The organism is Gilliamella sp. B3801 (assembly GCF_026536645.1).
In the GTDB taxonomy this organism is placed as follows: domain Bacteria; phylum Pseudomonadota; class Gammaproteobacteria; order Enterobacterales; family Orbaceae; genus Gilliamella; species Gilliamella apicola_I.
Map to the genome: position 1 here is coordinate 176713 of NZ_JAFNNR010000004.1, position 25954 is coordinate 202666.

The 25954-nt window shown below is 36.4% G+C and carries 24 protein-coding genes and 1 tRNA gene; 21 read left to right on the forward strand and 4 right to left on the reverse strand.

Features of this window, described 5'->3' with window-relative positions:
* Positions 1-161: 161 nt before the first annotated feature.
* The 19 genes from atpB to lysS all read left to right on the forward strand — a co-directional run bounded on the left by atpB (position 162) and on the right by lysS (position 19583).
* The gene (atpB, locus tag J3U14_RS04965; protein ID WP_065558537.1) at positions 162-944 is read left to right on the forward strand and encodes a F0F1 ATP synthase subunit A; all 783 of its coding nucleotides are present in this window, start codon (positions 162-164) and stop codon (positions 942-944) included.
* A gap of 34 nt (positions 945-978) precedes the next feature.
* Entirely contained in the window at positions 979-1206 is a 228-nt protein-coding gene (gene atpE, locus J3U14_RS04970; protein ID WP_370632135.1) for a F0F1 ATP synthase subunit C, read from the forward strand.
* 24 nt (positions 1207-1230) lie between these two features.
* A complete protein-coding gene (gene atpF, locus J3U14_RS04975; RefSeq protein ID WP_065558535.1) occupies positions 1231-1701 on the forward strand; it encodes a F0F1 ATP synthase subunit B in 471 nt (156 codons plus the stop codon).
* A 13-nt stretch (positions 1702-1714) separates the two neighbouring features.
* Positions 1715-2248, forward strand: a complete 534-nt coding sequence (gene atpH, locus J3U14_RS04980) for a F0F1 ATP synthase subunit delta (RefSeq protein ID WP_267350255.1) — start codon at positions 1715-1717, stop codon at positions 2246-2248.
* Between the two features lie 11 nt (positions 2249-2259).
* The gene (gene atpA / locus J3U14_RS04985; protein ID WP_220216303.1) at positions 2260-3801 is read left to right on the forward strand and encodes a F0F1 ATP synthase subunit alpha; all 1542 of its coding nucleotides are present in this window, start codon (positions 2260-2262) and stop codon (positions 3799-3801) included.
* Between the two features lie 14 nt (positions 3802-3815).
* On the forward strand, positions 3816-4685 hold the full coding sequence (gene atpG / locus J3U14_RS04990) for a F0F1 ATP synthase subunit gamma (RefSeq protein ID WP_065558532.1): 870 nt from the start codon (positions 3816-3818) through the stop codon (positions 4683-4685).
* A gap of 49 nt (positions 4686-4734) precedes the next feature.
* Entirely contained in the window at positions 4735-6117 is a 1383-nt protein-coding gene (atpD, locus tag J3U14_RS04995; RefSeq protein ID WP_065558531.1) for a F0F1 ATP synthase subunit beta, read from the forward strand.
* A gap of 26 nt (positions 6118-6143) precedes the next feature.
* Positions 6144-6569, forward strand: a complete 426-nt coding sequence (locus J3U14_RS05000) for a F0F1 ATP synthase subunit epsilon (RefSeq protein ID WP_220216301.1) — start codon at positions 6144-6146, stop codon at positions 6567-6569.
* A gap of 382 nt (positions 6570-6951) precedes the next feature.
* A complete protein-coding gene (recC, locus tag J3U14_RS05005) occupies positions 6952-10176 on the forward strand; it encodes an exodeoxyribonuclease V subunit gamma (RefSeq protein ID WP_267369578.1) in 3225 nt (1074 codons plus the stop codon).
* Between the two features lie 8 nt (positions 10177-10184).
* Positions 10185-10970: a TatD family hydrolase gene (locus tag J3U14_RS05010; RefSeq protein WP_267350252.1), complete on the forward strand. Its 786-nt coding sequence runs from the start codon at positions 10185-10187 to the stop codon at positions 10968-10970.
* A gap of 371 nt (positions 10971-11341) precedes the next feature.
* Positions 11342-12745 carry an MFS transporter gene (locus tag J3U14_RS05015; RefSeq protein ID WP_267350250.1) on the forward strand — a complete coding sequence of 468 codons (1404 nt, stop codon included), beginning with the start codon at positions 11342-11344 and terminating at the stop codon, positions 12743-12745.
* Between the two features lie 4 nt (positions 12746-12749).
* Positions 12750-13382 (forward strand): MBL fold metallo-hydrolase, encoded by a 633-nt coding sequence (locus J3U14_RS05020; RefSeq protein ID WP_267350248.1) that lies wholly within the window; start codon positions 12750-12752, stop codon positions 13380-13382.
* 151 nt (positions 13383-13533) lie between these two features.
* Positions 13534-14121: a biotin transporter BioY gene (locus J3U14_RS05025; RefSeq protein WP_267350247.1), complete on the forward strand. Its 588-nt coding sequence runs from the start codon at positions 13534-13536 to the stop codon at positions 14119-14121.
* Positions 14105-14680, forward strand: coding sequence for a YiiX/YebB-like N1pC/P60 family cysteine hydrolase (locus tag J3U14_RS05030; RefSeq protein ID WP_267350246.1), 576 nt, complete (start codon positions 14105-14107; stop codon positions 14678-14680). Before J3U14_RS05025 ends, J3U14_RS05030 begins: the two co-directional genes overlap by 17 nt.
* Before the next feature lie 95 nt (positions 14681-14775).
* Positions 14776-14851: transfer RNA gene (locus tag J3U14_RS05035), tRNA-Asn, on the forward strand.
* 209 nt (positions 14852-15060) lie between these two features.
* Positions 15061-15789, forward strand: a complete 729-nt coding sequence (locus tag J3U14_RS05040) for a type 1 glutamine amidotransferase (RefSeq protein ID WP_267350244.1) — start codon at positions 15061-15063, stop codon at positions 15787-15789.
* 355 nt (positions 15790-16144) lie between these two features.
* Positions 16145-16771, forward strand: coding sequence for a Fe-Mn family superoxide dismutase (locus J3U14_RS05045; protein ID WP_220216282.1), 627 nt, complete (start codon positions 16145-16147; stop codon positions 16769-16771).
* Positions 16772-16939: 168 nt separating this feature from the next.
* Positions 16940-18038 (forward strand): peptide chain release factor 2 gene (gene prfB, locus J3U14_RS05050; RefSeq protein WP_324169805.1). Its coding sequence is split into 2 segments (ribosomal slippage): positions 16940-17014 and positions 17016-18038, totalling 1098 coding nucleotides; the frame shifts between segments, so codons are not numbered across the junction.
* Between the two features lie 30 nt (positions 18039-18068).
* Positions 18069-19583, forward strand: a complete 1515-nt coding sequence (gene lysS / locus J3U14_RS05055; protein WP_267350243.1) for a lysine--tRNA ligase — start codon at positions 18069-18071, stop codon at positions 19581-19583.
* Between the two features lie 621 nt (positions 19584-20204).
* Here the strand turns inward: lysS and J3U14_RS05060 are convergent.
* Together J3U14_RS05060 and upp are read right to left on the reverse strand one after the other, a co-directional pair.
* Positions 20205-21473 (reverse strand): uracil-xanthine permease family protein, encoded by a 1269-nt coding sequence (locus tag J3U14_RS05060; RefSeq protein ID WP_267350241.1) that lies wholly within the window; start codon positions 21471-21473, stop codon positions 20205-20207.
* 87 nt (positions 21474-21560) lie between these two features.
* Positions 21561-22187, reverse strand: coding sequence for a uracil phosphoribosyltransferase (upp, locus tag J3U14_RS05065; protein WP_065558519.1), 627 nt, complete (start codon positions 22185-22187; stop codon positions 21561-21563).
* 260 nt (positions 22188-22447) lie between these two features.
* On the opposite strand from upp, the gene J3U14_RS05070 reads away from it, so the two are divergent.
* The gene (locus J3U14_RS05070) at positions 22448-22807 is read left to right on the forward strand and encodes a DUF805 domain-containing protein (RefSeq protein ID WP_267350239.1); all 360 of its coding nucleotides are present in this window, start codon (positions 22448-22450) and stop codon (positions 22805-22807) included.
* Between the two features lie 130 nt (positions 22808-22937).
* Here J3U14_RS05070 and ung read toward each other — a convergent pair whose 3' ends face one another.
* Complete coding sequence (gene ung / locus J3U14_RS05075) at positions 22938-23615, reverse strand: uracil-DNA glycosylase (protein WP_267350237.1); 678 nt, start codon at positions 23613-23615, stop codon at positions 22938-22940.
* A 203-nt stretch (positions 23616-23818) separates the two neighbouring features.
* Here ung and grcA point away from each other — a divergent pair, with 203 nt between their 5' ends.
* Positions 23819-24202: an autonomous glycyl radical cofactor GrcA gene (gene grcA, locus J3U14_RS05080; protein ID WP_220216278.1), complete on the forward strand. Its 384-nt coding sequence runs from the start codon at positions 23819-23821 to the stop codon at positions 24200-24202.
* A gap of 521 nt (positions 24203-24723) precedes the next feature.
* Here grcA and dnaJ read toward each other — a convergent pair.
* The gene (gene dnaJ / locus J3U14_RS05085) at positions 24724-25860 is read right to left on the reverse strand and encodes a molecular chaperone DnaJ (RefSeq protein WP_220216276.1); all 1137 of its coding nucleotides are present in this window, start codon (positions 25858-25860) and stop codon (positions 24724-24726) included.
* Positions 25861-25954: the final 94 nt, after the last annotated feature.

The window sequence follows — 25954 nt, forward strand, 5'->3', positions numbered from 1 at the left end:
AAAGTGTTGAATTTATTTATTTTGTTAATAATTTGTTGACTTTATATAGGTAATTGGGTTTAAAATACTAGCTTAGGGTTATTACAGCGATTGTCTATACCTTTTAATATAGATAAAACATTGTAATATTTTTTATTTTTAGGAATAAGTAAGAAGGTTATATGGCAGTTTCCTCTCCGGCTTCGCCACAGGCTTATATCAAGCACCATCTTGAAAACTTACAAGTAGGTTCAGGTTTTTGGACCTTTAATCTTGATTCATTGTTTTTTTCAATTTTTCTTGGTGTTATTTTCTTGTGGATTTTTCATCGTGTTGCCAAAAAAGCAACAAGTGGGGTACCAGGTAAATTACAATGTGCTGTCGAGATGATCTTTGAATTTGTTAATAATACTGTCAAAGACATGTTCACTGGTCAAAACAAGCTCATTGCACCGTTAGCATTAACGGTATTTATTTGGGTCTTTTTTATGAATCTCATGGATCTTATCCCGGTTGATTTCCTCCCTTACGCAGGACAATATTTAGGTTTATCTCATTTGAGAGTAGTGCCAACAGCAGATGTCAGCATTACTATGTCAATGGCTTTAGGCGTCTTTATTTTAATTATTTTCTATTCTATCAAGTACAAAGGAATTTCAGGGTTTATCAAAGATTACACCCTTCATCCTTTTAATCACTGGGCTTTTGCACCAATCAATTTAGTACTTGAACTTGTCGGTCTATTAGCTAAACCACTATCTTTAGGTCTACGACTTTTCGGTAATATGTATGCAGGTGAACTTATTTTCATCTTAATTGCGGCATTAATACCTTGGTGGTCACAATGGGTATTATCTTTACCGTGGGCCATTTTCCATATTTTAATTATTACGTTACAAGCTTTTATTTTTATGGTGTTGACGATTGTTTATTTAGCAATGGCATCGACAACGGAAGAACATTAATTTCAATATTTTTTATATTAAACTGGAGTATATAATGGAAATTTTATATGTAGCCGCAGGCATAATGATGGGATTAGCTGCTGTAGGAGGCGCAATTGGTATCGGTATACTAGGTGGTAAATTCTTAGAAGGTGCAGCACGTCAACCGGAATTAATCCCTATGTTACGAACTCAATTTTTCATTGTTATGGGGCTAGTGGATGCGATCCCAATGATTTGTGTGGGTATTGCGCTTTATATCATCTTTGCTGTTGCCGGCTAATAAAAATCTAAGAGGAATCGTCTCATGAATATGAACGCAACTCTCCTCGGCCAAGCAATTACATTTGTATTGTTTGTTTGGTTCTGTATGAAGTTTGTTTGGCCTCCTGTTATCGCTGCGATTGAAAAACGTCAAAAAGAGATAGCTGATGGTCTTGCTTCAGCAGAAACAGCAAAAAAAGATTTGGAACTAGCCAAAGCAAATACATCTGACTTAATGCAACAGGCTAAGGTTGAGGCTAATGCAATTATAGAGCAAGCCAATAAACGCAAAGCAATTATTCTTGAAGAAGCACAACAAGAAGCAATTCGAGAAAAAGAACGAATTGTTGCGCAAGGATTTGCTGAAGTAGAGGCTGAACGTAAACGAGCTAAAGAAGAGCTTAAACAACAAGTCGCTACACTTGCTATTGCTGGTGCAGAAAAAATTATTGAACGCTCTGTTAATGAAGCCGCAAATAGCGACATCATTGATAAACTCGTAGCTGAATTATAAGGAGACTAGAGCAATGGCAGACTTAATTACAATTGCTCGCCCTTATGCTAAAGCTGCTTTCGAGTTTGCGGTAGAAAAAAACAATATCGAATCATGGCATAAAATGCTAATGGTAACATCTCAAGTTAGTCAAAACGAACAAATACGTAGTATTTTGACATCTGACATGAAAGCCGATTCGGTTGCAAACTTACTCATCAATATCTGTCAAGATGTATTAGATGAGTTTAGTACTAATTTTATTAAGATTATGTCCGAAAACAAACGGTTATCACTTCTTCCCGAAGTGCTTACACTGTTTGAACAATATTGTTTAGAGAGAGAAGCGCAAGCTGATGTCGATGTCATTTCGGCACAAGCACTGTCTAACGAACAACTTGATAAGATTTCTATCGCTGTTGAAAAACGTTTATCACGAAAAGTAAAACTAAAATGTCATATTGATCCATCGCTCATTTCTGGTTTTATTATTCGTACGGGCGATATGGTTATTGATAGTAGTATCAGAGGGCGTTTAACAAGATTAAATGACGCTCTACAGTCTTAAGGGGACTGATAATGCAGCTAAATTCAACTGAAATAAGTGAACTAATTAAAGAGCGTATTGCTCAGTTCAATATTGTGAGTAACGCTCACAATGAAGGAACGATCATATCGGTAAGTGATGGTATCCTTCGAATCCACGGATTAACCGATGTCATGCAAGGTGAAATGATTTCACTACCCGGAAATCGTTACGCAATGGCGTTAAACCTTGAAAGAGATTCTGTCGGTGCAGTCGTTATGGGACCATACGAAGATCTATCCGAAGGGATGAAAGTACAATGTACTGGTCGTATTTTAGAAGTACCTGTCGGCGATGGTTTATTAGGTCGGGTTATTAATACCCTTGGTGAACCAATCGACGGTAAAGGTTCAATTCAAAATGATGGGTTTTCTCCTGTTGAAGTCGTCGCACCTGGTGTTATCGACCGTCAATCGGTTGACCAAGCATTACAAACCGGTTATAAAGCCGTTGACTCAATGATTCCTATCGGACGTGGTCAACGTGAACTTATCATCGGAGACCGACAAACCGGTAAAACCGCATTAGCAATCGACGCAATTATTAACCAACGCAACTCAGGTGTTAAATGTATCTATGTTGCCATTGGTCAAAAACAATCAACCATTGCCAATGTTGTACGTAAACTTGAAGAACATGGTGCACTAAAAAATACCATTGTTGTTGTTGCATCCGCTTCTGAATCAGCGGCATTACAATACTTAGCGCCGTACGCAGGTTGTGCAATGGGCGAGTACTTCCGTGATCGTGGTCAAGATGCATTAATTGTTTATGATGATTTATCTAAACAAGCGGTTGCTTACCGTCAAATTTCATTGTTACTTCGTCGTCCACCTGGACGTGAAGCTTATCCGGGTGATGTATTCTATTTACATTCTCGCTTACTTGAACGTGCAGCACGTGTTAACGAAGCGTATGTTGAAGAGTTCACCAAAGGTGAAGTGAAAGGTAAAACAGGTTCATTAACGGCTTTACCGATTATTGAAACCCAAGCTGGTGACGTTTCAGCGTTCGTACCAACTAACGTAATTTCAATTACTGATGGTCAGATATTCTTAGAAACCAGCTTGTTTAACTCTGGTATCCGTCCTGCGGTTAACCCGGGTATTTCGGTTTCTCGTGTAGGTGGTGCTGCACAAACTAAGATAATGAAAAAATTATCTGGTGGTATTCGTACAGCCCTTGCACAATATCGTGAATTAGCTGCGTTTTCTCAGTTTGCATCTGATTTAGATGAAGCAACAAGAAACCAATTAAGTCATGGTGAAAAAGTAACTGAATTATTGAAGCAAAAGCAATACTCACCAATGACAGTTGCTGAACAATCAATTGTTCTTTATGCAGCAGAGCGTGGTTATCTTGAAGATGTTGAACTCGCTAAGGTTTTACCATTTGAAGCAGCACTACTAGCTTATGCGCATAGTCAATATGCCGATTTTGTTAAACAGATTGACGAGACAGGCAATTACAATGATGAGATTGAAAGTAAGTTAAAAGCAATGCTTGATAGCTTTAAATCAACTCAAACTTGGTAAGGGTGAGGTAACAAATGGCTAATGCAAAAGAGATCAGAACGAAAATTGCCAGTATCCAAAGTACGCAAAAGATCACAAAAGCAATGGAAATGGTTGCCAATTCCAAAATGCGTAAAACGCAAGATAGAATGGCATCTTCTCGTCCATATGCAGAAATGATTCGTGAAGTAATTGGACATTTAGCGTTAGCTCAAATAGGTGCCAAACATCCTTATTTAGAAGAAAGGGATGTAAAACGAGTTGGTTATCTTATTATTTCAACCGATCGTGGTTTATGTGGTGGTTTAAATATCAATCTTTTTAAAACTGTCGTTGCTGATATGTCAGCATGGCAGGAAAAAGGTGTAGAAGCAGATGTCGCATTAATTGGTTCACGAGGGGTTTCGTTTTTCTCATCAGTAAAAACAAACATTTTAACCCAAGTGACTAATTTAGGTGATGAACCAGAATTATCTGATTTGATAGGTCCAGTAAAAACGATGCTTGAGTCGTATGACAATGGGAAAATTGATAGATTATATATCGCAACGAATAGATTTATTAATACCATGTCGCAAAAACCGACTATTCAGCAATTATTACCATTACCACATTCAGAAGATAAAAAACTCACTGCTTCAACATGGGATTATATTTATGAGCCTGATGCTAAATCGCTTTTAGATGTGATTTTACGTCGTTATATTGAATCACAGGTTTATCAAGCTGTGGTAGAAAATCTAGCGAGTGAACAAGCAGCAAGAATGGTGGCCATGAAAGCAGCAACCGATAATGGTGCAAATTTAATCAATGAATTACAGATTGTGTATAACAAAGCACGTCAAGGTGCGATTACCAATGAATTGATTGATATTGTATCGGGCGCAGCTGCTGTTTCAGGTTAATGCTAAATATATTGGCTTATAGTTAAGAAAAAGACGTAGAGGAATAAAAATGGCTACTGGAAAGATTGTCCAGATCATCGGTGCGGTGGTTGATGTCGAATTCCCAGAAGATGCAGTACCAAAGGTATATGATGCATTAGAAGTGGAAACTGGCGCCGAAAAATTAGTTCTGGAAGTTCAGCAACAATTAGGTGGTGGCGTTGTTTGTTGTATCGCAATGGGATCATCTGATGGTTTAAGACGTGGACTTAAAGTCGTCAACACAGGGCACGGCATTGAAGTACCGGTAGGTACTAAAACACTAGGTCGTATTATGAACGTACTTGGTGATCCTGTTGATAAAGCAGGTCCAATTGGCGAAGAAGAGCGCTGGGCTATTCACCGTGCAGCGCCAACCTATGAAGAACTGGCTAACTCAACTGAGTTACTTGAAACCGGTATTAAAGTTATCGACTTAATTTGTCCATTTGCAAAAGGGGGCAAAGTCGGTCTTTTCGGTGGTGCAGGTGTAGGTAAAACCGTTAACATGATGGAGTTAATCCGTAACATCGCTATCGAACATTCTGGATACTCTGTATTTACAGGTGTTGGTGAGCGTACTCGTGAGGGTAATGACTTTTATCATGAAATGAAAGAATCAAACGTACTTGATAAAGTATCGCTTGTTTATGGTCAGATGAATGAGCCACCTGGAAACCGTTTACGCGTAGCGTTGACAGGATTAACGATGGCTGAAAAATTCCGTGATGAAGGTAAAGACGTACTCTTATTTATCGATAATATTTATCGTTATACCTTAGCCGGAACAGAAGTATCGGCGCTATTGGGTCGTATGCCATCAGCAGTAGGTTATCAACCAACATTAGCCGAAGAAATGGGTATCCTTCAAGAACGTATTACATCGACTAAAACTGGTTCAATTACATCAATTCAAGCCGTATACGTACCAGCCGATGACTTGACAGACCCATCACCAGCGACAACCTTTGCTCACTTAGATGCAACAATCGTATTAAGTCGTCAAATCGCTTCATTAGGTATCTATCCTGCGGTTGATCCACTTGATTCAACCAGTCGTCAATTAGATCCATTGGTTGTTGGTCAAGAACACTATGATTGTGCACGAGGCGTGCAATCAATTTTACAACGCTATCAAGAATTAAAAGATATTATCGCTATTCTTGGTATGGATGAGTTATCAGAAGACGATAAATTGACCGTGGCTCGTGCACGTAAAATTCAACGTTTCTTATCTCAACCATTCTTCGTTGCCGAAGTGTTCACTGGTTCACCAGGTAAATATGTGCCATTAAAAGATACAATCAGTGCTTTTAAAGGTATCATGAACGGTGATTATGATCACATTCCTGAACAAGCATTCTATATGGTTGGTTCAATCGATGAAGCGATTGAAAAAGCGAAATCTCTGTAAGAGATTCATTGAACGGAGATAGTATTATGGCACTAACTTCCTATCAATTAGAAGTTGTTAGTGCTGAATCTCACCTATTTTCGGGTGATGTTCAGCGAATCAGAGTCACAGGTATTGAAGGTGAACTCGGTATTTACCCGGGTCATACGCCACTGCTTACTACCATTAAACCAGGTATGGTGGGTATTGTGAAACCCAATGGTGAAGAAGAATTTATCTACCTATCGGGTGGTATATTAGAAGTTCAACCTAATATAGTAACAATCTTAGCTGATACGGCTATTCGAGGCGAAGATTTAGATGAAGCCAGAGCACAAGAAGCAGTCAGACGTGCCCAAGAACATATTAATCACCCAAGTGATGATATGTCATTTGCACAAGCCTCTGCTGAATTGTCAAAAGCTTTAGCTAAAATGCGTGTTATCGAATTAACACGCCGTATTGGACAATAGTTTTGTTATTAAAATCAAAAAGATTACAAAAATTAATTTTGTAATCTTTTCTGCTTTTCCAATAGTCCTGTTCAGTACCCCAATAACGACAAGTCTTCATATTCACACTGTGAAGTAAAACCGTTTATTACTTTTATAATTGAATTGAATAATTAACTCATCTTTTTTTATATTGTTAAATTTTTATATCGTAAATAAAAAAAATTAAAAATGTGAATACTGCTAAGCAAACTGCAAAATTTACTTTGAGTAAGATAAATTATGAACGTTTTGTGTGTGTTTTTCTTTGATGATCCCCATTACGTTTAAAATTATACAGCCCCAAAATCTGTTTTCTATGAAGATAGGCTACTAGATTTATTACTCACTATCAGCGATAATTTTGAATAATCTTTTCGAATTTAAAGCGACTATGTTTACCATTTATCATTCAAATCAAGTCGATCTACTCAAATCATTGGTGAGTGAATTGATGCAAAGACAACCATTAGAAAATGTGTTCATGCCCGATATGGTGATCGTGCAAAGCCAAGGCATGGCGCAATGGTTGCAGATCGAGCTTGCAGATGCACTCGGTATTGTGGCAAACATTGCTTTTCCTTATCCAACTCAGTTTATCTGGCAAGTTTATCAAGCTTTATTACCCGATTCGCCTATTGAAAACAGTTTTAATCCTGAAGCCATGACTTGGCGTCTATTTTATTTGCTGCCTCAACTCATTGATAAGCAGGAATTTATCGCACTCAAACATTATCTCAATATAGATAAAACAGAAAGAAAGTTATATCAACTGGCAACACGTATTGCTCGTTTATACGATCAGTACTTAGTTTATCGCCCTGACTGGCTAGCAAAATGGGAATCGAATAAAACCGTGGTCGAATTAAATCATCATCCCGATGAAATTTGGCAAGCGGAGTTGTGGAGACAATTAATAGCCATTAGTCAGCCGTATCACCGTGCAAATATCTACCAGCAAATGCTTGATATCCTACTGGATGACCATTTTGATAAAAAACGGTTAAATACGTTACCCGACCGTATTTTTATTTTTGGTATTACTTCCCTTCCACCCATTTATCTTTCGCTACTCTCAGCACTTGGAAAACATATCGATGTACATTTAATGTTTAACAATCCTTGCAAATGGTATTGGGGAGATATTGTCGAAAAACAGCTAACTGACATACAAAATACACCCGATAAAATCCCAAATCCACTCTTAACGTCATGGGGAAAACTAGGACGGGATTGTCTGTTTTTATTACAAGAATTCCAAAACAAACAAGATATTGATGCGTTTGCTAATCACGATCGCACTTGTTTACTACATGCTATTCAGCAAGATATACTGGAGCTATATCCGTCAGATAAAACTGCACTTCACATTAACTCAACCGATAAATCAATTTCGTTTCATGCATGCCATAGCGAACAGCGTGAGGTCGAAGTACTCTATGACTATTTACTATCTGTCTTTGATGCTGATCCAACCATAGAGTTACGTGATTGCATTGTGATGGTTTCAGATATTGATAAATACATCCCTTATATTCGTGCCGTTTTTGGTAATGCTGAAGGTCAACGTTATCTACCTTTCACTATTTCCGATCAGAAAGCTCGAAATATTGATCCCATTGTGCAAGCATTTTTTGCGATTTTAAATTTTCCTCAAAGTCGATTTACGGCAGAAGAGTTGTTTAATTTACTGGAGATACCAGCAATTTCGGAAAAATTTTCGATCAATGAATCACAATTAACGCTTTTAAGGACATGGATCATTGAATCGGGTATTCGTTTTGGTCTTGAAAATGCCCATAGTTGGTTATTTGGACTTGAACGTTTGTTGCTTGGTTATACGATGAGCAGTGAGCAAGGAAGCTGGCAGCAAATACTCCCGTATGATGGCGCGACTGGTTTGGATGCTGAACTTATTGGTCAATTAGCTGAATTTATTAGTATAGTCCGTAAATGGTCAACATTGTTAAGTCAAGCCAAACCATTAGTTGAATGGCAAAGTTGTTGCCTTGAATTACTCAATGATTTTTTTATTAGTAATGAACAACGTGAATCTATTTTATTGATGATTCAAGATGAGTGGCAAAAGCTGATTGACAGTGGATTGTTAGCAAATTTTGCGGATAACATATCGATGACTATTTTACATGATGCAATGCAATCACGTTTAGAACAAAATCATTTAGCTCATCGTTTTTTAGTGGGCAAAATCAATTTTTGTACTATGATGCCAATGCGTTCAATTCCCTTTAAAGTGGTATGTTTATTAGGCATGAACGATGGTGATTATCCTAGAACTTCGCTACCGCTTGATTTTGATTTGATTGCTCAGTACCCAAGACGAGGGGATCGAAGTCGTCGCACAGATGATCGGTATCTGTTTTTAGAAGCAATTTTATCGGCTCAAAAACAACTCTACATGAGTTATATTGGGCGAGAAATTAAAGATAATACTGAACGTTATCCGTCAGTATTAATTGATGAACTATGGGACTATATCATTCAATACTATAATGATACCAAAGATAGTACAAACGGTTTCGATAATTTACGTGTCATCCATACGCGCACACCATTTAATCCTCAAAATTATTTAAATCCGCCTAAAAGCTATGCCAATGAATGGCTACCGGCAGCACAACAGCAAGGTGAAAGTCAATCCTTCATTAGTGATATTTCGGCGATGACGATTGATAACATTAGTCTTGATGAATTAAAACGATTCTATCAACACTCCATACGATTTTTTTTACAAAAACGATTCAATTTCTATATTAATTATCTTGATGATACTTTACCGGATGCTGAAAATTTTAATCTGGATAATTTTGAACGATACCAGCTTAATGTAAAAATTTTAAATCAATTGATTGATCACACTATCCAAGAATCAGATTTGTATCATCGATTAGCATTAACCGGCGAGTTACCAGACGGCGCCTTTGGTCAGATTATTTATGATGAACAAAATGAATCTATGCAATCGTTAGCGAATAAAATTTGCCAAGAACGCCTGATACAAGCTGCCGAAGAGGTCAATTTAACCCTTTTTGCTAATGGACAACATTACATACTGCAAGGCTGGTTAACCCATGTTCAAGAGGATGGAATTTTAACATGGCGACCATCGAAACTTTCGATCCGTGATGGCATGACATTATGGATCGATCATCTTATTTATTGCATCTCCAATCCTGAAAACACGAATAGCTATAGTCGCATCTATGGTCGGGAAGAGAGTGAATGGCGTTTTGAATATTTAAACCCTGAGCAAGCACAAATTATTTTAACAACTTTAATCGAAGGCTATTTGCAAGGCATTAATCAACCGTTACTCTTCCCAATTCAAAGTGCGTGGAATTGGTTAGTATCTGCGTATAATTCTAAAACAAATGAGATTGAAATCAGTCAAAAAGCTATCAATCAACTTAAAAACACCTGGCAAGGAGGGGGATTCAATTCAGCAGAATGTGATAATTATTATGCCCGATTATATCCTGAATTAACCAATCCACTTATTGAGCAGATTATTTATTCGGCTCGACAATTTTTATTACCCATTTTATTACATCAAGAAAAGGTAAAATAGGAGGCATTATGTTTATTGATACACATTGTCATTTTGATTTTCCCATTTTTACCGCAGATATCGCTGATTCTATCGACAAAATACAGCAAGCAAAAATTGATGCGCTCATTGTGCCAGCTGTCTCTGCGAATCATTTTCATACAATATTACACCTTGCTGAACAATATAATGAAGTTTATGCAGCACTTGGTTTACATCCCATTTATCAACACACAGAATCAGATTTAGAAAAATTATCCGATATTATCAATAAAAACCCAAAAAAATTAGTAGCAATGGGCGAAATTGGTCTGGATAAATACAATCTTACCGTTGATTGGCAACAACAACTATTTTATTTTCGTTCACAGCTTACCTTGGCTAAAAAATATGATTTACCCGTTTTGATTCATTCACGTAAAACGCATGACATTATGTACCACGAACTTCATCAAGCAAATTTACCTTGTCGGGGTGTCATACATGGATTTTCGGGCAGTTATCAACAAGCGATGCAATTTGTGAAACTCGGTTATTATATTGGTGTCGGGGGAGTAATAAGTTACGCACGCGCTAATAAAACTCGCCAAACCATTGCCCAACTGCCTTTAGAAAGTCTTGTACTTGAAACCGACGCCCCCGATATGCCATTAAGTGGTCGACAAGGTCAAATCAATCGCCCAGAATATCTAATTGAAATATTTCATGTTTTAAGTCAGTTACGCAAAGAACCCCAACCAGAAATACTTCGTACAATCTTATCTAATACCTTAACGCTATTTAGTCGAATCAATCAAAAAGCATTGAAGCATTGATTATAAATAGCTTTATAATTATATGTGCATTATCACCGTCAAACATTAGCGATACAAGGCAGTTTTTTTGACTGGTTAAAATCGATTTTTAGACTTTGCAATTGTGTCTCTTACCCGCTTAATTTCATTATGAATATTACACAATGCGTAATCGCTATCTATTACTTGCCAAGTATTGATAAGATAGACCAATCAAATCCAAACCGACAAGCATCACCAACTCACTGTAAAGAAAACTTAAATAAATTATGCTTTCTGGTTTATTTCATCGACGACAAAGTCGTTTCGAGGTAATATGAGATAAATTGTCTTCTATCATCTTATTGATAGCCTTAAAACTATCATCGCAACAATAATAGGTAATCACTATAATGAGCAATGATATTCAATTATCCCCTATGGTATATCGAATGTTGCCGTGGATTGCGGCAGTCGCATTTTTAATGCAATCACTCGATACATCAATTTTAAATACGGCACTCCCCTCGATTGCTAAAGATCTCCATGAATCCCCCTTAAATATGCAATCTGCGGTAATCTGTTATGCATTAACTTTAGCATTGTTTATTCCGATTAGTGGTTTATTATCCGATCGCTTTGGAACAAAAAATGTTTTTGTGACTGCCGTGTTTCTTTTTACAGCGGGATCGCTGTCTTGTGCCCTATCAAATACCCTTATTTTTATGGATATTTCGAGGGTTATACAAGGTATTGGCGGTTCAATGATGGTACCTGTTTCCAGATTAGTCTTAATTAAATCTTATCGGCGTAATGAATTTTTATCAGCGCTAAATACCTCATCCATTTTAGGACTGGTAGGCCCTGTAATTGGCCCTGTTCTTGGCGGATATTTAGCTGAAATGATCAGTTGGCATTGGGTATTTTTAATTAATATCCCTGTTGGTATTGCTGGGATCATTATTGCTTGCAAATATATGCCAAACCTTAAAGGTGAACGCATCTATTTTGATTTTTGGGGCTTTGTTATTATTGCCATAACATTTATTAGTGCCACGTTAAGTTTGGAGCTGCTAAGTGAGGGACAAAGTAGTTATATTTCACTATTTTTAGCAATAATAAGTTTAATCTTTCTGTTTGGTTACCGATTCTACGCTCAAAAAGCAACTACCCCTATATTCCCATTATCTTTATTTAGTATTCGCACTTTTAAAATCGGTATTATCGGTAATTTGATTAGTCGATTAGGTATTTCAGGGGTTCCTTTTTTAATTCCATTATTATTACAAGTTGGCTTTGGTTATTCAGCAATTGAAGCAGGAATGATATTAATTCCTATGGCGTTGGCTTCAATGGCAATTAAATCGTTTATTCCTACAATTTTAGCTAAATTAGGGTATCGAAACGTCTTGATTGGCAATACTATATTGGCTGGGACGTTCATTTTATTAATGTCGCAATTAAGTTTATCCACCCCGATCATCCTGATGTGTCTATTACTTTTTTGCATTGGTTGTACCAATTCATTACAATTTACGGCAATGAACAGTATCACTTTAGCTGATTTACAAGGTGAAACAACCAGTAGTGGGAATAGTTTAATGGCGGTAAACCAACAACTTGCTATTAGCTTCGGTATCGCTTTAGGTGCCGTGCTTGTTAGGTTAGTCGGTGAGGAAACCGCTACCATTAAGTCTTTCCAAATTACTTTTATGATATTAGGAATTATCACAATACTTTCTAGCATTGTGTTTGCAGCTTTAAAAAAACAAGATGGGCAAAACTTAACCGCTCATCATCAAGAAACAAGGAGATAACAATATGTTTCAATACCAAATCATTCCGGTTACTGCTTTTCAGGAAAATTGTAGCATTATTTGGTGTGATGAAACAAAGGAAGCAGCCTTTATCGATCCAGGTGGTGAACCCGAATTACTCAAAAAAACCGTGGAAAAACTGGGCGTGAATATTAAACAAATCCTATTAACGCATGGACATTTGGATCACGTTGGCGCGGCTGTAGAATTAGCAAAACATTATGATGTAAAAATCATCGGCTCAAATCAAGAAGATGAATTTTTATTTAGTGGATTACCTCAGCAATGTATTCAATTTGGTTTTCCTTATATTGAACCCTTTTTACCGGATCATTGGTTAAAAGAAGGAGATAAAATCAAAGTCGGCAATATTTCACTCGATGTACTTTATTGCCCAGGTCATACACCCGGTCATATCGTTTTTATTAATCATCCTGATAAAATCGCTTTTGTTGGTGATGTGTTATTTAACGGTAGTATAGGAAGAACAGATTTTCCGAGAGGCAATCATGCCGATTTGATTTCTTCAATTAAACATAAATTATTACCACTTGGTGATGATTTCGTTTTTGTTCCCGGACATGGCCCTATGTCTAGCTTTGGCCATGAGCGCATGAATAATCCTTTCTTAGTTTAATCAAAATATTGCGGTTGTTATCACATTCATTTTTCATAGAGTGTGATAACCCTCTCAAAAGTAAACCTTTCTATAAAAAATAAGTTTACATAATAAAACTTTGCTATATTATTAGCAAAATATTTACACATAAAAGCAAGGTATCATTATTATGAAACATCAAGTTACCCCATATTATCCAACCTTTATTACAACGCTATTTAAGCTATCCTCTTGGCAACGAAAACTCTTTGTAACAACAAGTGCGGCATTATTATTAGGACTAGCCGCTAACATTAGCATTCCAACTTATCCTGTTCCTTTTACTTTACAGTCTTTAGCAATACTCCTTATTGGTGCGTTTTTAGGACGTAAATTAGGTGCATTAGCGATAATTCAATATCTTTTTTTAGGTGCAATAGGATTACCATTGTTTGCCAACGGAAGTAGTGGCATGATAGCTTTACATTCCCCTTCTGCCGGTTATTTATATGGGGCGGTATTTAGTGCTTATTTAGCCGGCTTTGCCGCTGAAAAAGGTTATGATCGCCATTTTATTTTAGGATTAATCGCATTCGCTTGTGCACATTTATTAATCTTTGTATTTGGCGTTTTTTATCTAGCTGGTTATTTACATATTAACCTCATTGAAGCAATAAAACTCGGATATCTCCCTTTTGCAGGATTTGATGCACTTAAGTTTATCATAGCAACTTCAGTCATGTTCCTTTTATGGCGTTACCGTGCTAAAAATCACTGATTTAAAAAAAGGCGATATTATTTTCCAGTGTCTGAACGAGGTTAATGACTTTAATGATGCTGTCACCTGTTCTGGTGCAACACGTAACGTGGATGAGTTAACCAATAATATCAATCATGTAGGATTATATATTGGAAATAATATCGTTATTGAAGCAACGCCAAAATACGGGGTCATTAACCAAACACTGACGCATTTTATCAATACAGCACAATTTAATATCATTGGTCGAATTGATAATTTAGGGTTGATTAAAAATGCTATTAAACGAGCTAAATCATGTATTGGTCTACCTTATAACCCTAGCTTTCGTCCAAATACAGCTGGACTTTATTGCAGTGAACTCATTACCTACGCTTTTCGAAATGAACACAATGAAAGTTATTTTGCTTTATATCCGATGAATTTTAGAGATTTAACGACCCATCAAGTTTTACCTTATTGGATCGATTATTATCATTCGCTAAAAGAGAAGATCCCAGAACAACAGCTTGGATCTCATCCTCAACAACTCTTAAGGCAAACGGAATTATTCAAGACAATCCTAACACTTGAATAAAATAAAGGGAGGTTATTAAAACGAAAAAGCATTTAATACAATTTAACTATTGACATAGTGCCATTTAATCTATAATATGCGCGCTACATTTCGGTTCCTCCATAGTTCAGTCGGTAGAACGGCGGACTGTTAATCCGTATGTCACTGGTTCAAGTCCAGTTGGAGGAGCCAACTTACCGAATTATTAAAACCTGCTTATAGCAGGTTTTTTTATTTCCGACAATTACACTCCTTTTCAAATTTTAATATTGTGTTTAAAGTAAAAAGGTTAATAATATTTTAAAAAAATTATTACCCATAATACTTTTGATAACACTTTAAATGTTCAAAATTTATCTATAATGTTATTGTTAAATTAATAAGAAAGGAAATTTTTATCCATGCATATCCATTTTATTCTTCATGAAGAGTTTGAAGCACCAGGTGCTTATGAACAATGGGCTAAGTTACATCTTCATACGGTTACCTATTCAAGAGTTTATCTGGGCGAGCCACTTCCTGAAAGGATAGATAATATTGATTTTCTTATTATTATGGGCGGTCCACAATCCCCTGTCACAACGAAACAAGAGTGTGCCCATTTTGATTCATTAGCAGAGCAAACCTTCATTTTATCAGCAATTAAAGCGAATAAAATCGTGATTGGCGTTTGTCTTGGATCCCAATTAATTGGCGAAGCACTTGGTGCACATTTCGAGCATAGTCCTGAAAAAGAGATCGGTAAATTCCCCATTACCTTAACGGAAGCAGGCAAAAAAAATCCGCTTTTTTCTCATTTCGGCGATACGCTAGCAGTAGGTCACTGGCACAATGATATGCCAGGTTTAACGCAAAATGCGCAAATTATTGCTTATAGTGAAGGCTGTCCTCGGCAAATTATTGCTTATAGCAAATTGGTTTATGGTTTCCAATGTCATATGGAGTTAACCCATGAGGTAGTTGAAAAGTTGATTGCCCATTCGCAAAATGACCTTAGTCAAGCGGCTAAATATCGTTTTGTTGATACAGAGGAAAAATTACGCCTACATGATTATAGTAAAATGAATTATAAACTCTTTGTTTTTTTGGATAAGCTAAGTCAATACTATCTGTCTGCTTCTACAAATTAAATTCTATTATCGTTCATGGTTGGTTGTTCGAAATTATGCAAAATATTAAAAGTAGACAACCCCGAAAAATGAAGTAAATTGAGGTTAAAATTAGATAAAGAGTATTTTATCTTAAAACGTAAAATTAACTGATGGAAAATCGTAAGTTTTTTAGAAGGTCTTTCTTTGCATAAAGGTAAGATTGGGAAAGATATTGGTGGAGGGCTTTGTCAATTAGGCAATTTGATTTATTGATTATCCAATCATTAAATAGTTCTGAACTATTCAAATAATAGATTGTGAGATAAGCAATTTGACCGTATACTCTGTAAAATATAGCAATAACGAATATCTAATTTTTGAAAGGAGTATCTTCATGGCTTACACTCTTGCACCTCTACCTTATGCTTATGACGCATTAGAACCGTATATTGACTCGGAAACGATGCATCTTCATCATGACAAACATCATCAAACTTATGTCAATAATGCAAATGCGCTCTTAGAGACTTTACCGGCAGAACTTAAAGAATTATGTCCTGAAACTTTACTTAAAAATTTAGATAAAGTGCCAGCTGATAAACTAACAGGTATCAAAAACAATGTGGGTGGTCACGTTAATCACACCCTATTTTGGGAATTACTTAAAGTTGGTACCGAGCTTAAAGGTGAACTTAAAGCAGCTATTGAAAAAGATTTCGGTTCTGTAGACGCATTCAAAGAAAAATTTTCAAACGCAGCAGCCACTCGTTTTGGTTCTGGTTGGGCTTGGTTAGTGTTACAAAATGGTAAACTTGAAGTAGTTTCAACCGCAAACCAAGATTCTCCTGTCATGGGCGAAAAATTCTCAGGTGTTTCAGGTACGCCTATTTTAACATTAGATGTCTGGGAACACGCATATTACTTAAAATACCAAAATCGTCGTGTTGATTATATTGGTGCATTTTGGAATGTAATTAACTGGGATAAAGTTGCTGAGTTATACGCTCAAGCAAAAAAATAACTGTTTTTAGTATAGTTACTCAATTATCAATGACGCTTAATGCGTCATTTTTATTTATTGGTATTATTTACCAATCATCGTATCTGCAAATTGGCAATTGCTAAATTATACTTAAATCCGCTACAATGGGCGATTAATTGAAAATCGCAAAACCGAACTAAATAATACATGTTTGAAATTAATCCGATAAAATCCAAAATAGCCGAACTTACCGAGCGCACTGAAGTGATTCGGGGGTATCTTTGACTATGATTTAAAAAAAGAGCGACTTGAAGAAGTTAATGCCGAATTAGAACAATCTGAAGTCTGGGCAGATCCCGAAAAAGCACAAGCGTTAGGCAAAGAGCGGGTAACGCTTGATGAAATCATCAATACAATAGATTCTTTAACTCAAGGCCTTGACGATGTTGAAGGTTTGCTTGAACTTGCCATTGAAGCCGACGATCAAGATACGTTTGATGAAGCAAATCTAGAGCTTGAACAGTTAGAAAAAAAACTGGCTGGGCTAGAGTTTCGTCGAATGTTTTCAGGCGATTACGATAGCGCAGATTGTTATTTAGATATTCAGTCAGGTTCTGGGGGGACTGAAGCACAAGATTGGGCTGAAATGTTACTGCGAATGTATTTACGCTGGGCAGAATCTAAAGGGTTTACAACAGAAGTCATGGAAGTATCTGATGGCGATGTTGCAGGAATTAAATCGGCGACCATTAAAGTAACTGGCGACTATGCTTACGGTTGGTTACGTACCGAAACAGGCGTCCACCGTTTAGTACGAAAAAGTCCTTTTGATTCGGGTAATCGCCGTCATACATCATTTGCTTCTGTTTTTGTCTATCCAGAAATTGATGATAATATTGATATCGATATCAATCCTGCCGATCTTCGTATTGATGTCTATCGGGCATCAGGTGCTGGTGGACAGCATGTCAATAAAACCGAATCTGCTGTTCGAATTACGCATATACCAACGGGAATTGTTACCCAGTGTCAAAATAATCGTTCTCAGCATAGTAATAAAGATCAAGCAATGAAACAGTTAAAAGCGAAACTGTATGAGCTTGAAATGCAGAAGAAAAATGCTGAAAAGCAACAGATGGAAGAGAACAAATCGGATATCGGTTGGGGTAGTCAAATCCGTTCTTATGTGCTTGATGATTCAAGAATCAAAGATTTGCGTACCGGCGTTGAAACACGCAACACTCAGGCCGTTTTAGACGGTGATTTAGATCAATTTATTGAAGAAAGCTTAAAAGCAGGTTTATAAACTGCTTGGTGATAAATAAAAGGTAAAATTATGTCAACACAGCAAGAGCAACAAAACCATATTGAAGAGTTAAATAACGAGCTAACTATACGTCGTGAAAAACTAGCAAATATTCGCGAGCAAGGCATTGCTTTCCCAAATGACTTTCGTCGTGATGCTATTTCAAGTGATCTTCATAAATTGTATGACGATAAAACCAACGAAGAATTAATTGAGAATAAAATTACTGTCACTGTTGCCGGTCGAATGATGATGCGCCGTATAATGGGTAAAGCTTCTTTTGTCTCTTTACAAGACGTTGCTGGGCAAATTCAACTTTATGTAACGCGTGATGATCTTCCCGAAAATTACTACAACGAGCAATTTAAAAAATGGGATTTAGGGGATATTGTCGGTGCTAAAGGTTATTTATTTAAAACTAAAACTGGCGAACTTTCTATTCACTGTGAAGAAATTCGCTTATTAACTAAAGCACTTCGTCCATTACCGGATAAATTCCATGGGCTTGCAGATCAAGAAATGCGTTATCGTCAACGCTACTTGGATCTCATCACAAATGAAGAATCGAGAAATACATTTATCGCTCGTTCAAAAGTGGTAACTGAAATTCGCAATTTCATGCTTGAAAATCACTTTATGGAAGTTGAAACACCGATGATGCAAGTTATTCCTGGTGGGGCGTCAGCGAAACCTTTTATTACGCATCATAATGCCCTTGATTTAGATATGTACTTACGTATCGCACCAGAACTTTACTTAAAACGTCTGGTTGTCGGTGGTTTTGAGCGTGTCTTTGAAATTAATCGTAACTTCCGTAATGAAGGGGTATCGCCAAGACATAATCCAGAATTTACCATGATGGAAATGTATATGGCGTATGCTGATTATAAAGATTTGATTGTGCTAACTGAAGCATTATTCCGCCGTCTGGCAATCGCTGTAACGGGTAATACCGTTGTTCAATATGGTGAACATACCTTCGATTTTGGTAAACCTTTTATTAAAATGACTATGCGTGAAGCTATATGCCATTATCGTCCAGAAACCAATAATGCTGATTTGGATGATTTTGATAAAGCATGTGCCATTGCTAGCGCAGTAGGTATCAAAATTGAAAAAGGTTGGGGACTTGGTCGAGTTGTGACTGAAATTTTTGAAGAGGTTGCTGAAGCCAATCTGATTCAACCGACATTTATTACCGAATATCCTGCTGAAGTATCACCACTGGCTCGTCGAAATGATGAAAATCCATTTGTTACAGACCGATTCGAGTTCTTTATTGGTGGGCGTGAAATTGGCAATGGCTTCTCAGAACTTAACGATGCGGAAGACCAAGCTCAACGTTTTGCTGATCAAGTGTCACAAAAAGATGCCGGTGATGATGAAGCAATGTTCTATGATGAAGATTATATTACGGCTTTAGAACATGGATTACCACCGACAGCTGGATTAGGCATTGGTATTGACCGAACGGTGATGTTATTTACGAATAGTCATACTATTCGTGATGTCATTTTATTCCCAACCATGCGTCCAATAAAATAAGATACTCTACTATTGAAAACTCACTTATCTCAACAAATAAGTGAGTTTTTTATTGTAATGCAAATATCTTTTATACAACTAAAAATAATTCTAGTTTAGCTTTCCACCATACCAAAAATTCGTAAAATATTTTATGTTTATCAATTTGTTAACAATTAAGTAAGCCATTACTGACTTTTCTATACAAACTGAATAATGTTTTTCAAGCGACTAAAAATGTGAGTTCATCTTAATCAAGCGTATTTCAACAATTCAACATTTTTTAAATTGAATCAGTATAAATAATATACAGAGAAATAATGATATTTTCTTAAAATCTACAAACTTAAATAAGTTATCGCTTACCAACCACAGAAATGGGACTCAACATAGTTATTCATCGTGATAAAATTAGGACTAAAAATTAAACTTTATTCAATGTAAAAATAGGATAAGTTTCTTATCCACTAAGAAAAACGACGAATAACATGTCATTAGTCATTAACCAGAGACTAAAAAAAGTGAGTGTCTACTCACTTTTTATCGATAAATGAATGACATATTTTATGAAAATACCACACCCTTTCTTTAGTTTAATTTATCACGGTTAACGATTAATTCGTTAACCGTGATATCTTAATCTTAATCAGTTTTTACTGTTTTGCTCGGATAAGGTAAGATTAAATTTAATAAAATAGCTAAAATGCCACATAAACTTATTCCTTGCAATGCGTAAGAACCAAAATCAAAAATCATCCCACCAATACCAAACACCAACACTAATGAAACAATACACATATTGCGCGAAACAGAAAGATCAACTTTATGTTTGATTAATATATTAATGCCAACGGATGCAATCGAACCAAATAAAAGCACCATAATTCCGCCCATGACAACAGTTGGGATAGTACTCAAAAATGCGCCAATTTTACCAATAAATGACATTAAAATCGCCCAAATTGCTGCCCATGTCATTACACGAGTTTTGAAGTTTCGTGTTAAGGTGACGGCCCCAATCACTTCTGCATAGGTGATACAAGGCGGGCCACCAAAAAAGCCTGCGGTCGAAGTTGCTAATCCATCCCCCAAAAGTGTGCGTTGTAATCCCGGTTCACGAGTATAATCTTTGCCAGTAACAGAACTAATCGCCATAATATCACCAACGTGCTCAATCGTTGGTGCAATAACAATAGGTATCATATATAAAATAGCTTGCCAATGAAATTCAGGAAAAGTGAAATCCGGTATCTTAAACCATGGTGCATCAATAACCGGTTGAAAGTTGACAATACCCATTATCCAAGACATCACATAACCAACGACAATACCTGCAATAATTGGAACAAGTTTAAAAAATCCTTTTGCCCAAATTGCCACAATCAGCGTAGTCAATAATGAGGCCATTGAAATCATAATTAATTGATAATCCTTAACCTTAAGACCACTATCTTTACCCATTGCCATACCCACTGCGACTGGCGCAAGAGATAAACCAATGACCATAATAATAGGGCCAGTTACCACTGGCGGTAAAATACGATCGATAACATGTTTGCCATTTAGTTTGACTAATAAAGCAAAAAACATAAACACAAATCCTGCTGCAACCAATCCGCCCAGAGTTGCAGGAATCCCCCATTGAGCTACACCAAATGAGATCGGTGCAATAAAGGCAAATGAGGAAGCTAAAAATACCGGTACTTTGCCTTTCGTGGTGAGTTGAAACAATAATGTGCCTATGCCCGCTGTAAACAATGCGACATTAGGATTTAAACCCGTTAATAGTGGCACTAACACTAACGCACCAAAAGCAACAAAGAGCATTTGTGCACCAGTAAAAATATCTTGCCAAGCAACTTTCTCCTGTGACGCTTTATATTTTTGTTTATCATTTATTTTATTTGACATGTTGATCATCTCCACTTCAACTTAATCTTTTAACCTCATTTTTTATGCATAAAAAAACCGGCTAAGCCGGTTTAAAAAAATGACATTTTATTTAGTGCCGAATATCTTATCTCCAGCATCGCCAAGTCCTGGTAAAATGTAACCTTGTTCATTTAACCGTTCATCAATGGATGCTGTATAGAGTTCAACATCTGGATGGGCTTTTTCTAATGTTTTGATACCTTCAGGTGCAGCCACTAAAACTAATACTTTAATATTTTTACACCCTGCTTGTTTTAATAAATCAATCGTCGCCACCATTGAACCACCCGTTGCTAGCATAGGGTCAACAACCAAAGCCATTCGTTCCGCAATGTCCGACGTTAATTTTTGGAAATAAGGCACTGGCTCAAGGGTCTCTTCATTACGATAAAACCCAACGACGCTAATACGAGCACTAGGCACATGCTCAAGCACACCATCCATCATACCTAAACCGGCACGAAGGATTGGTACTACAGTTATTTTTTTTCCTTTGATTTGCTCAATTTGAACGGGTCCACACCAACCTTCAATGGTCACTTTTTCAGTAGGTAAGTCAGCCGTGGCTTCATAAGTTAATAAACTACCAACTTCGCTGGCAAGCGCACGAAAGTCTTTAGTACTAATATCATGTTCGCGCATTAAACCGATTTTATGACGTACAAGAGGGTGTTTAACTTCAACTATTTTCATGGAGGGCCTCAGTGTTATTTTGCTGAAAGATTTTGGTCACTTTAAATAACCACTGAGGGGTGATTTTAACATAGATAGAAGCGAGAGAAAACTCAAATTAAATTGCTAAGTTTTATAAAACTAAAAAAGATAATAATATGTAAAAAGTATAAAATTGATGAAAAATTTGTTTTATGTAATTTTTTTGATTAGAATAACCAGCCGCCTTAATAAGGTGGTTTTTAATTGTTAATTATTAAATTTTATAGGAAAGAAATAGGATGAATTGGTTTATTAATTGTTTTACAAAAAATTATGTTAATTTTAATGGCCGTGCTCGTCGTCAAGAGTACTGGATGTTTATTTTATTCTTATTAATTATACAAGCTGTGAATCTTAGTGTGATAGGTTTTATTTCTGAAACTTTAAGCGCTATCTTATATCTTATTGTTGCATTTGGGAGCTTATTACCTAATCTTGCTGTAACTGCTCGTCGTTTACACGATACAAATAAATCAGGCTGGCTCATGTTGATCGCTCTTATTCCTCTTGTTGGTGGTATTATTTTAATCGTCTTTTTAGCTACAGATTCAACACCTGGTAGCAACCAATATGGCGAAAATCCTAAAGGGATTCAGTAAGTTTTTTTATTCTCATCAGCTAACCTGATGAGAATATTAACAACACATTATCGTATTGACTATTTTTAGTTTAACTTCACTTCTAAATCGCTTTCAAAAAACCCAATAATTTATATAATTATGTCTAATTTCAAGGTAATTTAGGTTGCCAGTCAATAGCTGCTTTACCTTGTTGCACAATAAGATCATTAGCTTTGGAAAAATGTTTACAACCTAAAAATCCACGATGGGCTGATAAAGGTGAAGGATGCACAGAAGTTAATACATGATGCTTTTGCCGATTAATAAATTGCCCTTTTTTTTGCGCAGGTGATCCCCATAATAAAAACACCACTCCCTCAAGATGTTTGTCTATAGCCGCTATAACATTATCGGTAAAAGTCTCCCAACCTATTTTGGCATGTGAATGAGCTTGACCAGCTTCCACCGTTAATACTGTATTAAGCAAAAGTACCCCTTGAGTCGCCCAAGATGCTAAATAACCATGAGAAGGGATCTGAAAACTAGGAATATCGGTAGATAACTCTTTATAAATATTTAGTAACGAAGGAGGAGGTTTAACTCCCGGTAACACGGAAAAGGAAAGTCCATGTGCTTGATTCGGTCCATGATAAGGATCTTGACCTAAAATGACAACTTTGATGTCATTAAAAGCAGTAAAACGAAATGCATTAAATACATCGTGTTGAGGAGGATAAATGATTTTACCGCTATTACGCTCAGCGGTAACAAATTGCATGATTTTTTGAAAATAAGGTTTGTCTTTTTCAGTACCAATAACATCATGCCATGTTAATTGTGTTGTCATAGTTTGTCCACGCCGTAAAAATTACTGAATATATCTTGCTGAGAAATTCTCATTTTTACTCATCATAACCTATAGTGCTCTAAAAGTTAAATAAAAGGTACAGCTTATCGTATTAATAGCTTTTTTTGACTTTAATCAAATTATATAAGTGTTATATTAACCTTAATATTTTAGGGGCAATAACGCTCATAGGAGGTTTTAAAATGATTACAGGTATCCAAATTACTAAAGCTGACAACTCAGCACTTCTTAATTCTTTTTGGTTATTAGATGACTCAACTAATGAAGCGCGTTGTGTCGCAGCTAAATCAGTATATAAAGAAGATCAAGTTATTCCAACAGCTGAACTTGGTCAGTTTGAATATCGTGAAATTCCTTTAGATATTGCACCAACTATCAAAGTTGAAGGTGGACAACATTTAAATGTTAACGTACTTCGTCGTGAAACACTTGAAGATGCCGTACAACACCCAGAAAAATATCCACAATTAACTATTCGTGTTTCTGGTTATGCTGTACGTTTTAACTCATTAACAGCAGAACAACAACGCGACGTTATCGCTCGTACATTTACAACTAAAATGTAATTTTTTGATAACACATTATAAAACCCAGTACTTACTGGGTTTATTTTTATCTGTTATTTATCAGCTCAATCAACCCGGCCTCAATCGTGTGATAAAACTGGAACGAAATCACATTAAATATATAGAAAGCATCTTATTTTGTCTTGCGATATACTGAAGCAAGATAAATGGCTAATACCTCATCTTTACCAAGCAACAACCTACTTCTAACAACTGTTAACTATATTCTGGCAATGAATTCTGTTTTTATTAGTTTCTAAAGTTGCATTAATTGCAACTTCTATTTAATCAGATCGATCGATATCTCAATAGATTTAATTCTTTTTTGAAGGATACCTATTAATAGCATTTATACAGCTGTACTACTAAATTTGAGAAGATATATCGCTTAAAACAGCGAAAAGTAGATAATAAAGAGTATGTTTAAACATTATGGTAATAGCATCTAATAAAATCAAAGATAAAAGCATAAAAAAACGAGATTAGCAAAACTAATCTCGTTTATAGCTAAATCCGTCTTTTTAACCAAAAAACTTCTTCACTTTATCAAAAAAGCTTTTCTCTTTTGGACTGTGCTTAGAGCTTTTATCGGCTTTAAAACTTTCACCTAACTCTTTAAGCAATTCCTTCTGTTTACTGGTTAAATTAACTGGTGTTTCAACAACCACATGGCAATAAAGATCACCAATTGAACTTCCACGTAACGATTTAACGCCTTTACCTCGTAAGCGGAACACTTTACCTGTTTGTGTTTCAGCAGGGATAGTTAAGCTGACTTTACCATTAAGTGTTGGTACTTCTACTTCTCCACCTAGCGATGCTAAAGCAATGTTAATTGGAATTTCACAATGTAAGTTAGTACCATCACGTTCAAAAATAGCATGTGGTTTAATTTGCATTTGAACATATAAATCACCAGCTGGTGCGCCATTTAAACCTGCTTCACCTTCTCCAGAAAGTCGAATACGACTACCGGTATCAACTCCGGCAGGAATCGTTACAGAAAGCGTTTTAGTTTTCTGAACTCGTCCTTCACCATGACATTTTTTACATGGATTTTTTACTACTTTACCCCGACCATGACAGGTTGGACACTCTTGCTGCACAGCAAAAAAGCCTTGTCGCATTTGTACAACACCTGCACCATGACAGGTTTCACACGTCATTACATCTGAAGCTTTTTCAGTTCCTTGTCCGTGACAAACATCACAAGTTACCCAAGTCGGTACTTTTATCTCTTTGCTGACGCCTGCAGCAGCTTCTTCCAGTGTTAACGAGATATTATATTGCAGATCCGCACCGCGTGAGGAAGTTTGACTACGTCCACGACCACCACCAAAGAAATCACTAAAGATATCATCAAATGCAGAACCTCCGCCAAAACCACCGAAGCCACCAAAACCACCGCCGCCTGCGCCGCCATGCCCTTGTTCAAAGGCTGCATGACCATATTGATCATAAGCCGCTTTCTTCTGCGAATCGGTTAATACTTCATAAGCTTCTTTAACTTCTTTGAATTTCGCTTCTGCTTCAGCTTTATTATCCTGATTTTTGTCAGGATGATATTTCATGGCTAGGCGTTTATAGGCTTTTTTTATCTCAGCTTCACTGGCACTTTTACTCACGCCTAATGTTTCATAATAATCTTTCTTCGCCATAATTAACCTTTATTTTTTATTGCATAAACAACTAAACGGGCTTGAGTTACCTCGCGCCCGTTTAATGTATTACATGTCTAAAACTCGTTGAAAT

Excerpts from the sequence above, each read along its gene's own strand:
- atpG (WP_065558532.1), top strand. The coding sequence starts at position 3,816 with ATGGCTAATGCAAAAGAGATCAGAACGAAAATTGCCAGTATCCAAAGT.
- atpH (WP_267350255.1), top strand. The coding sequence starts at position 1,715 with ATGGCAGACTTAATTACAATTGCTCGCCCTTATGCTAAAGCTGCTTTC.
- J3U14_RS05070 (WP_267350239.1), top strand. The coding sequence starts at position 22,448 with ATGAATTGGTTTATTAATTGTTTTACAAAAAATTATGTTAATTTTAAT.
- J3U14_RS05000 (WP_220216301.1), top strand. The coding sequence starts at position 6,144 with ATGGCACTAACTTCCTATCAATTAGAAGTTGTTAGTGCTGAATCTCAC.
- J3U14_RS05040 (WP_267350244.1), top strand. The coding sequence starts at position 15,061 with ATGCATATCCATTTTATTCTTCATGAAGAGTTTGAAGCACCAGGTGCT.
- lysS (WP_267350243.1), top strand. The coding sequence starts at position 18,069 with ATGTCAACACAGCAAGAGCAACAAAACCATATTGAAGAGTTAAATAAC.
- J3U14_RS05060 (WP_267350241.1), bottom strand. The coding sequence starts at position 21,473 with ATGTCAAATAAAATAAATGATAAACAAAAATATAAAGCGTCACAGGAG.
- atpF (WP_065558535.1), top strand. The coding sequence starts at position 1,231 with ATGAATATGAACGCAACTCTCCTCGGCCAAGCAATTACATTTGTATTG.
- J3U14_RS05025 (WP_267350247.1), top strand. The coding sequence starts at position 13,534 with ATGAAACATCAAGTTACCCCATATTATCCAACCTTTATTACAACGCTA.
- atpD (WP_065558531.1), top strand. The coding sequence starts at position 4,735 with ATGGCTACTGGAAAGATTGTCCAGATCATCGGTGCGGTGGTTGATGTC.
- J3U14_RS05045 (WP_220216282.1), top strand. The coding sequence starts at position 16,145 with ATGGCTTACACTCTTGCACCTCTACCTTATGCTTATGACGCATTAGAA.
- J3U14_RS05010 (WP_267350252.1), top strand. The coding sequence starts at position 10,185 with ATGTTTATTGATACACATTGTCATTTTGATTTTCCCATTTTTACCGCA.
- ung (WP_267350237.1), bottom strand. The coding sequence starts at position 23,615 with ATGACAACACAATTAACATGGCATGATGTTATTGGTACTGAAAAAGAC.
- grcA (WP_220216278.1), top strand. The coding sequence starts at position 23,819 with ATGATTACAGGTATCCAAATTACTAAAGCTGACAACTCAGCACTTCTT.
- J3U14_RS05020 (WP_267350248.1), top strand. The coding sequence starts at position 12,750 with ATGTTTCAATACCAAATCATTCCGGTTACTGCTTTTCAGGAAAATTGT.
- dnaJ (WP_220216276.1), bottom strand. The coding sequence starts at position 25,860 with ATGGCGAAGAAAGATTATTATGAAACATTAGGCGTGAGTAAAAGTGCC.
- atpB (WP_065558537.1), top strand. The coding sequence starts at position 162 with ATGGCAGTTTCCTCTCCGGCTTCGCCACAGGCTTATATCAAGCACCAT.
- atpE (WP_370632135.1), top strand. The coding sequence starts at position 979 with ATGGAAATTTTATATGTAGCCGCAGGCATAATGATGGGATTAGCTGCT.
- upp (WP_065558519.1), bottom strand. The coding sequence starts at position 22,187 with ATGAAAATAGTTGAAGTTAAACACCCTCTTGTACGTCATAAAATCGGT.
- atpA (WP_220216303.1), top strand. The coding sequence starts at position 2,260 with ATGCAGCTAAATTCAACTGAAATAAGTGAACTAATTAAAGAGCGTATT.
- J3U14_RS05015 (WP_267350250.1), top strand. The coding sequence starts at position 11,342 with ATGAGCAATGATATTCAATTATCCCCTATGGTATATCGAATGTTGCCG.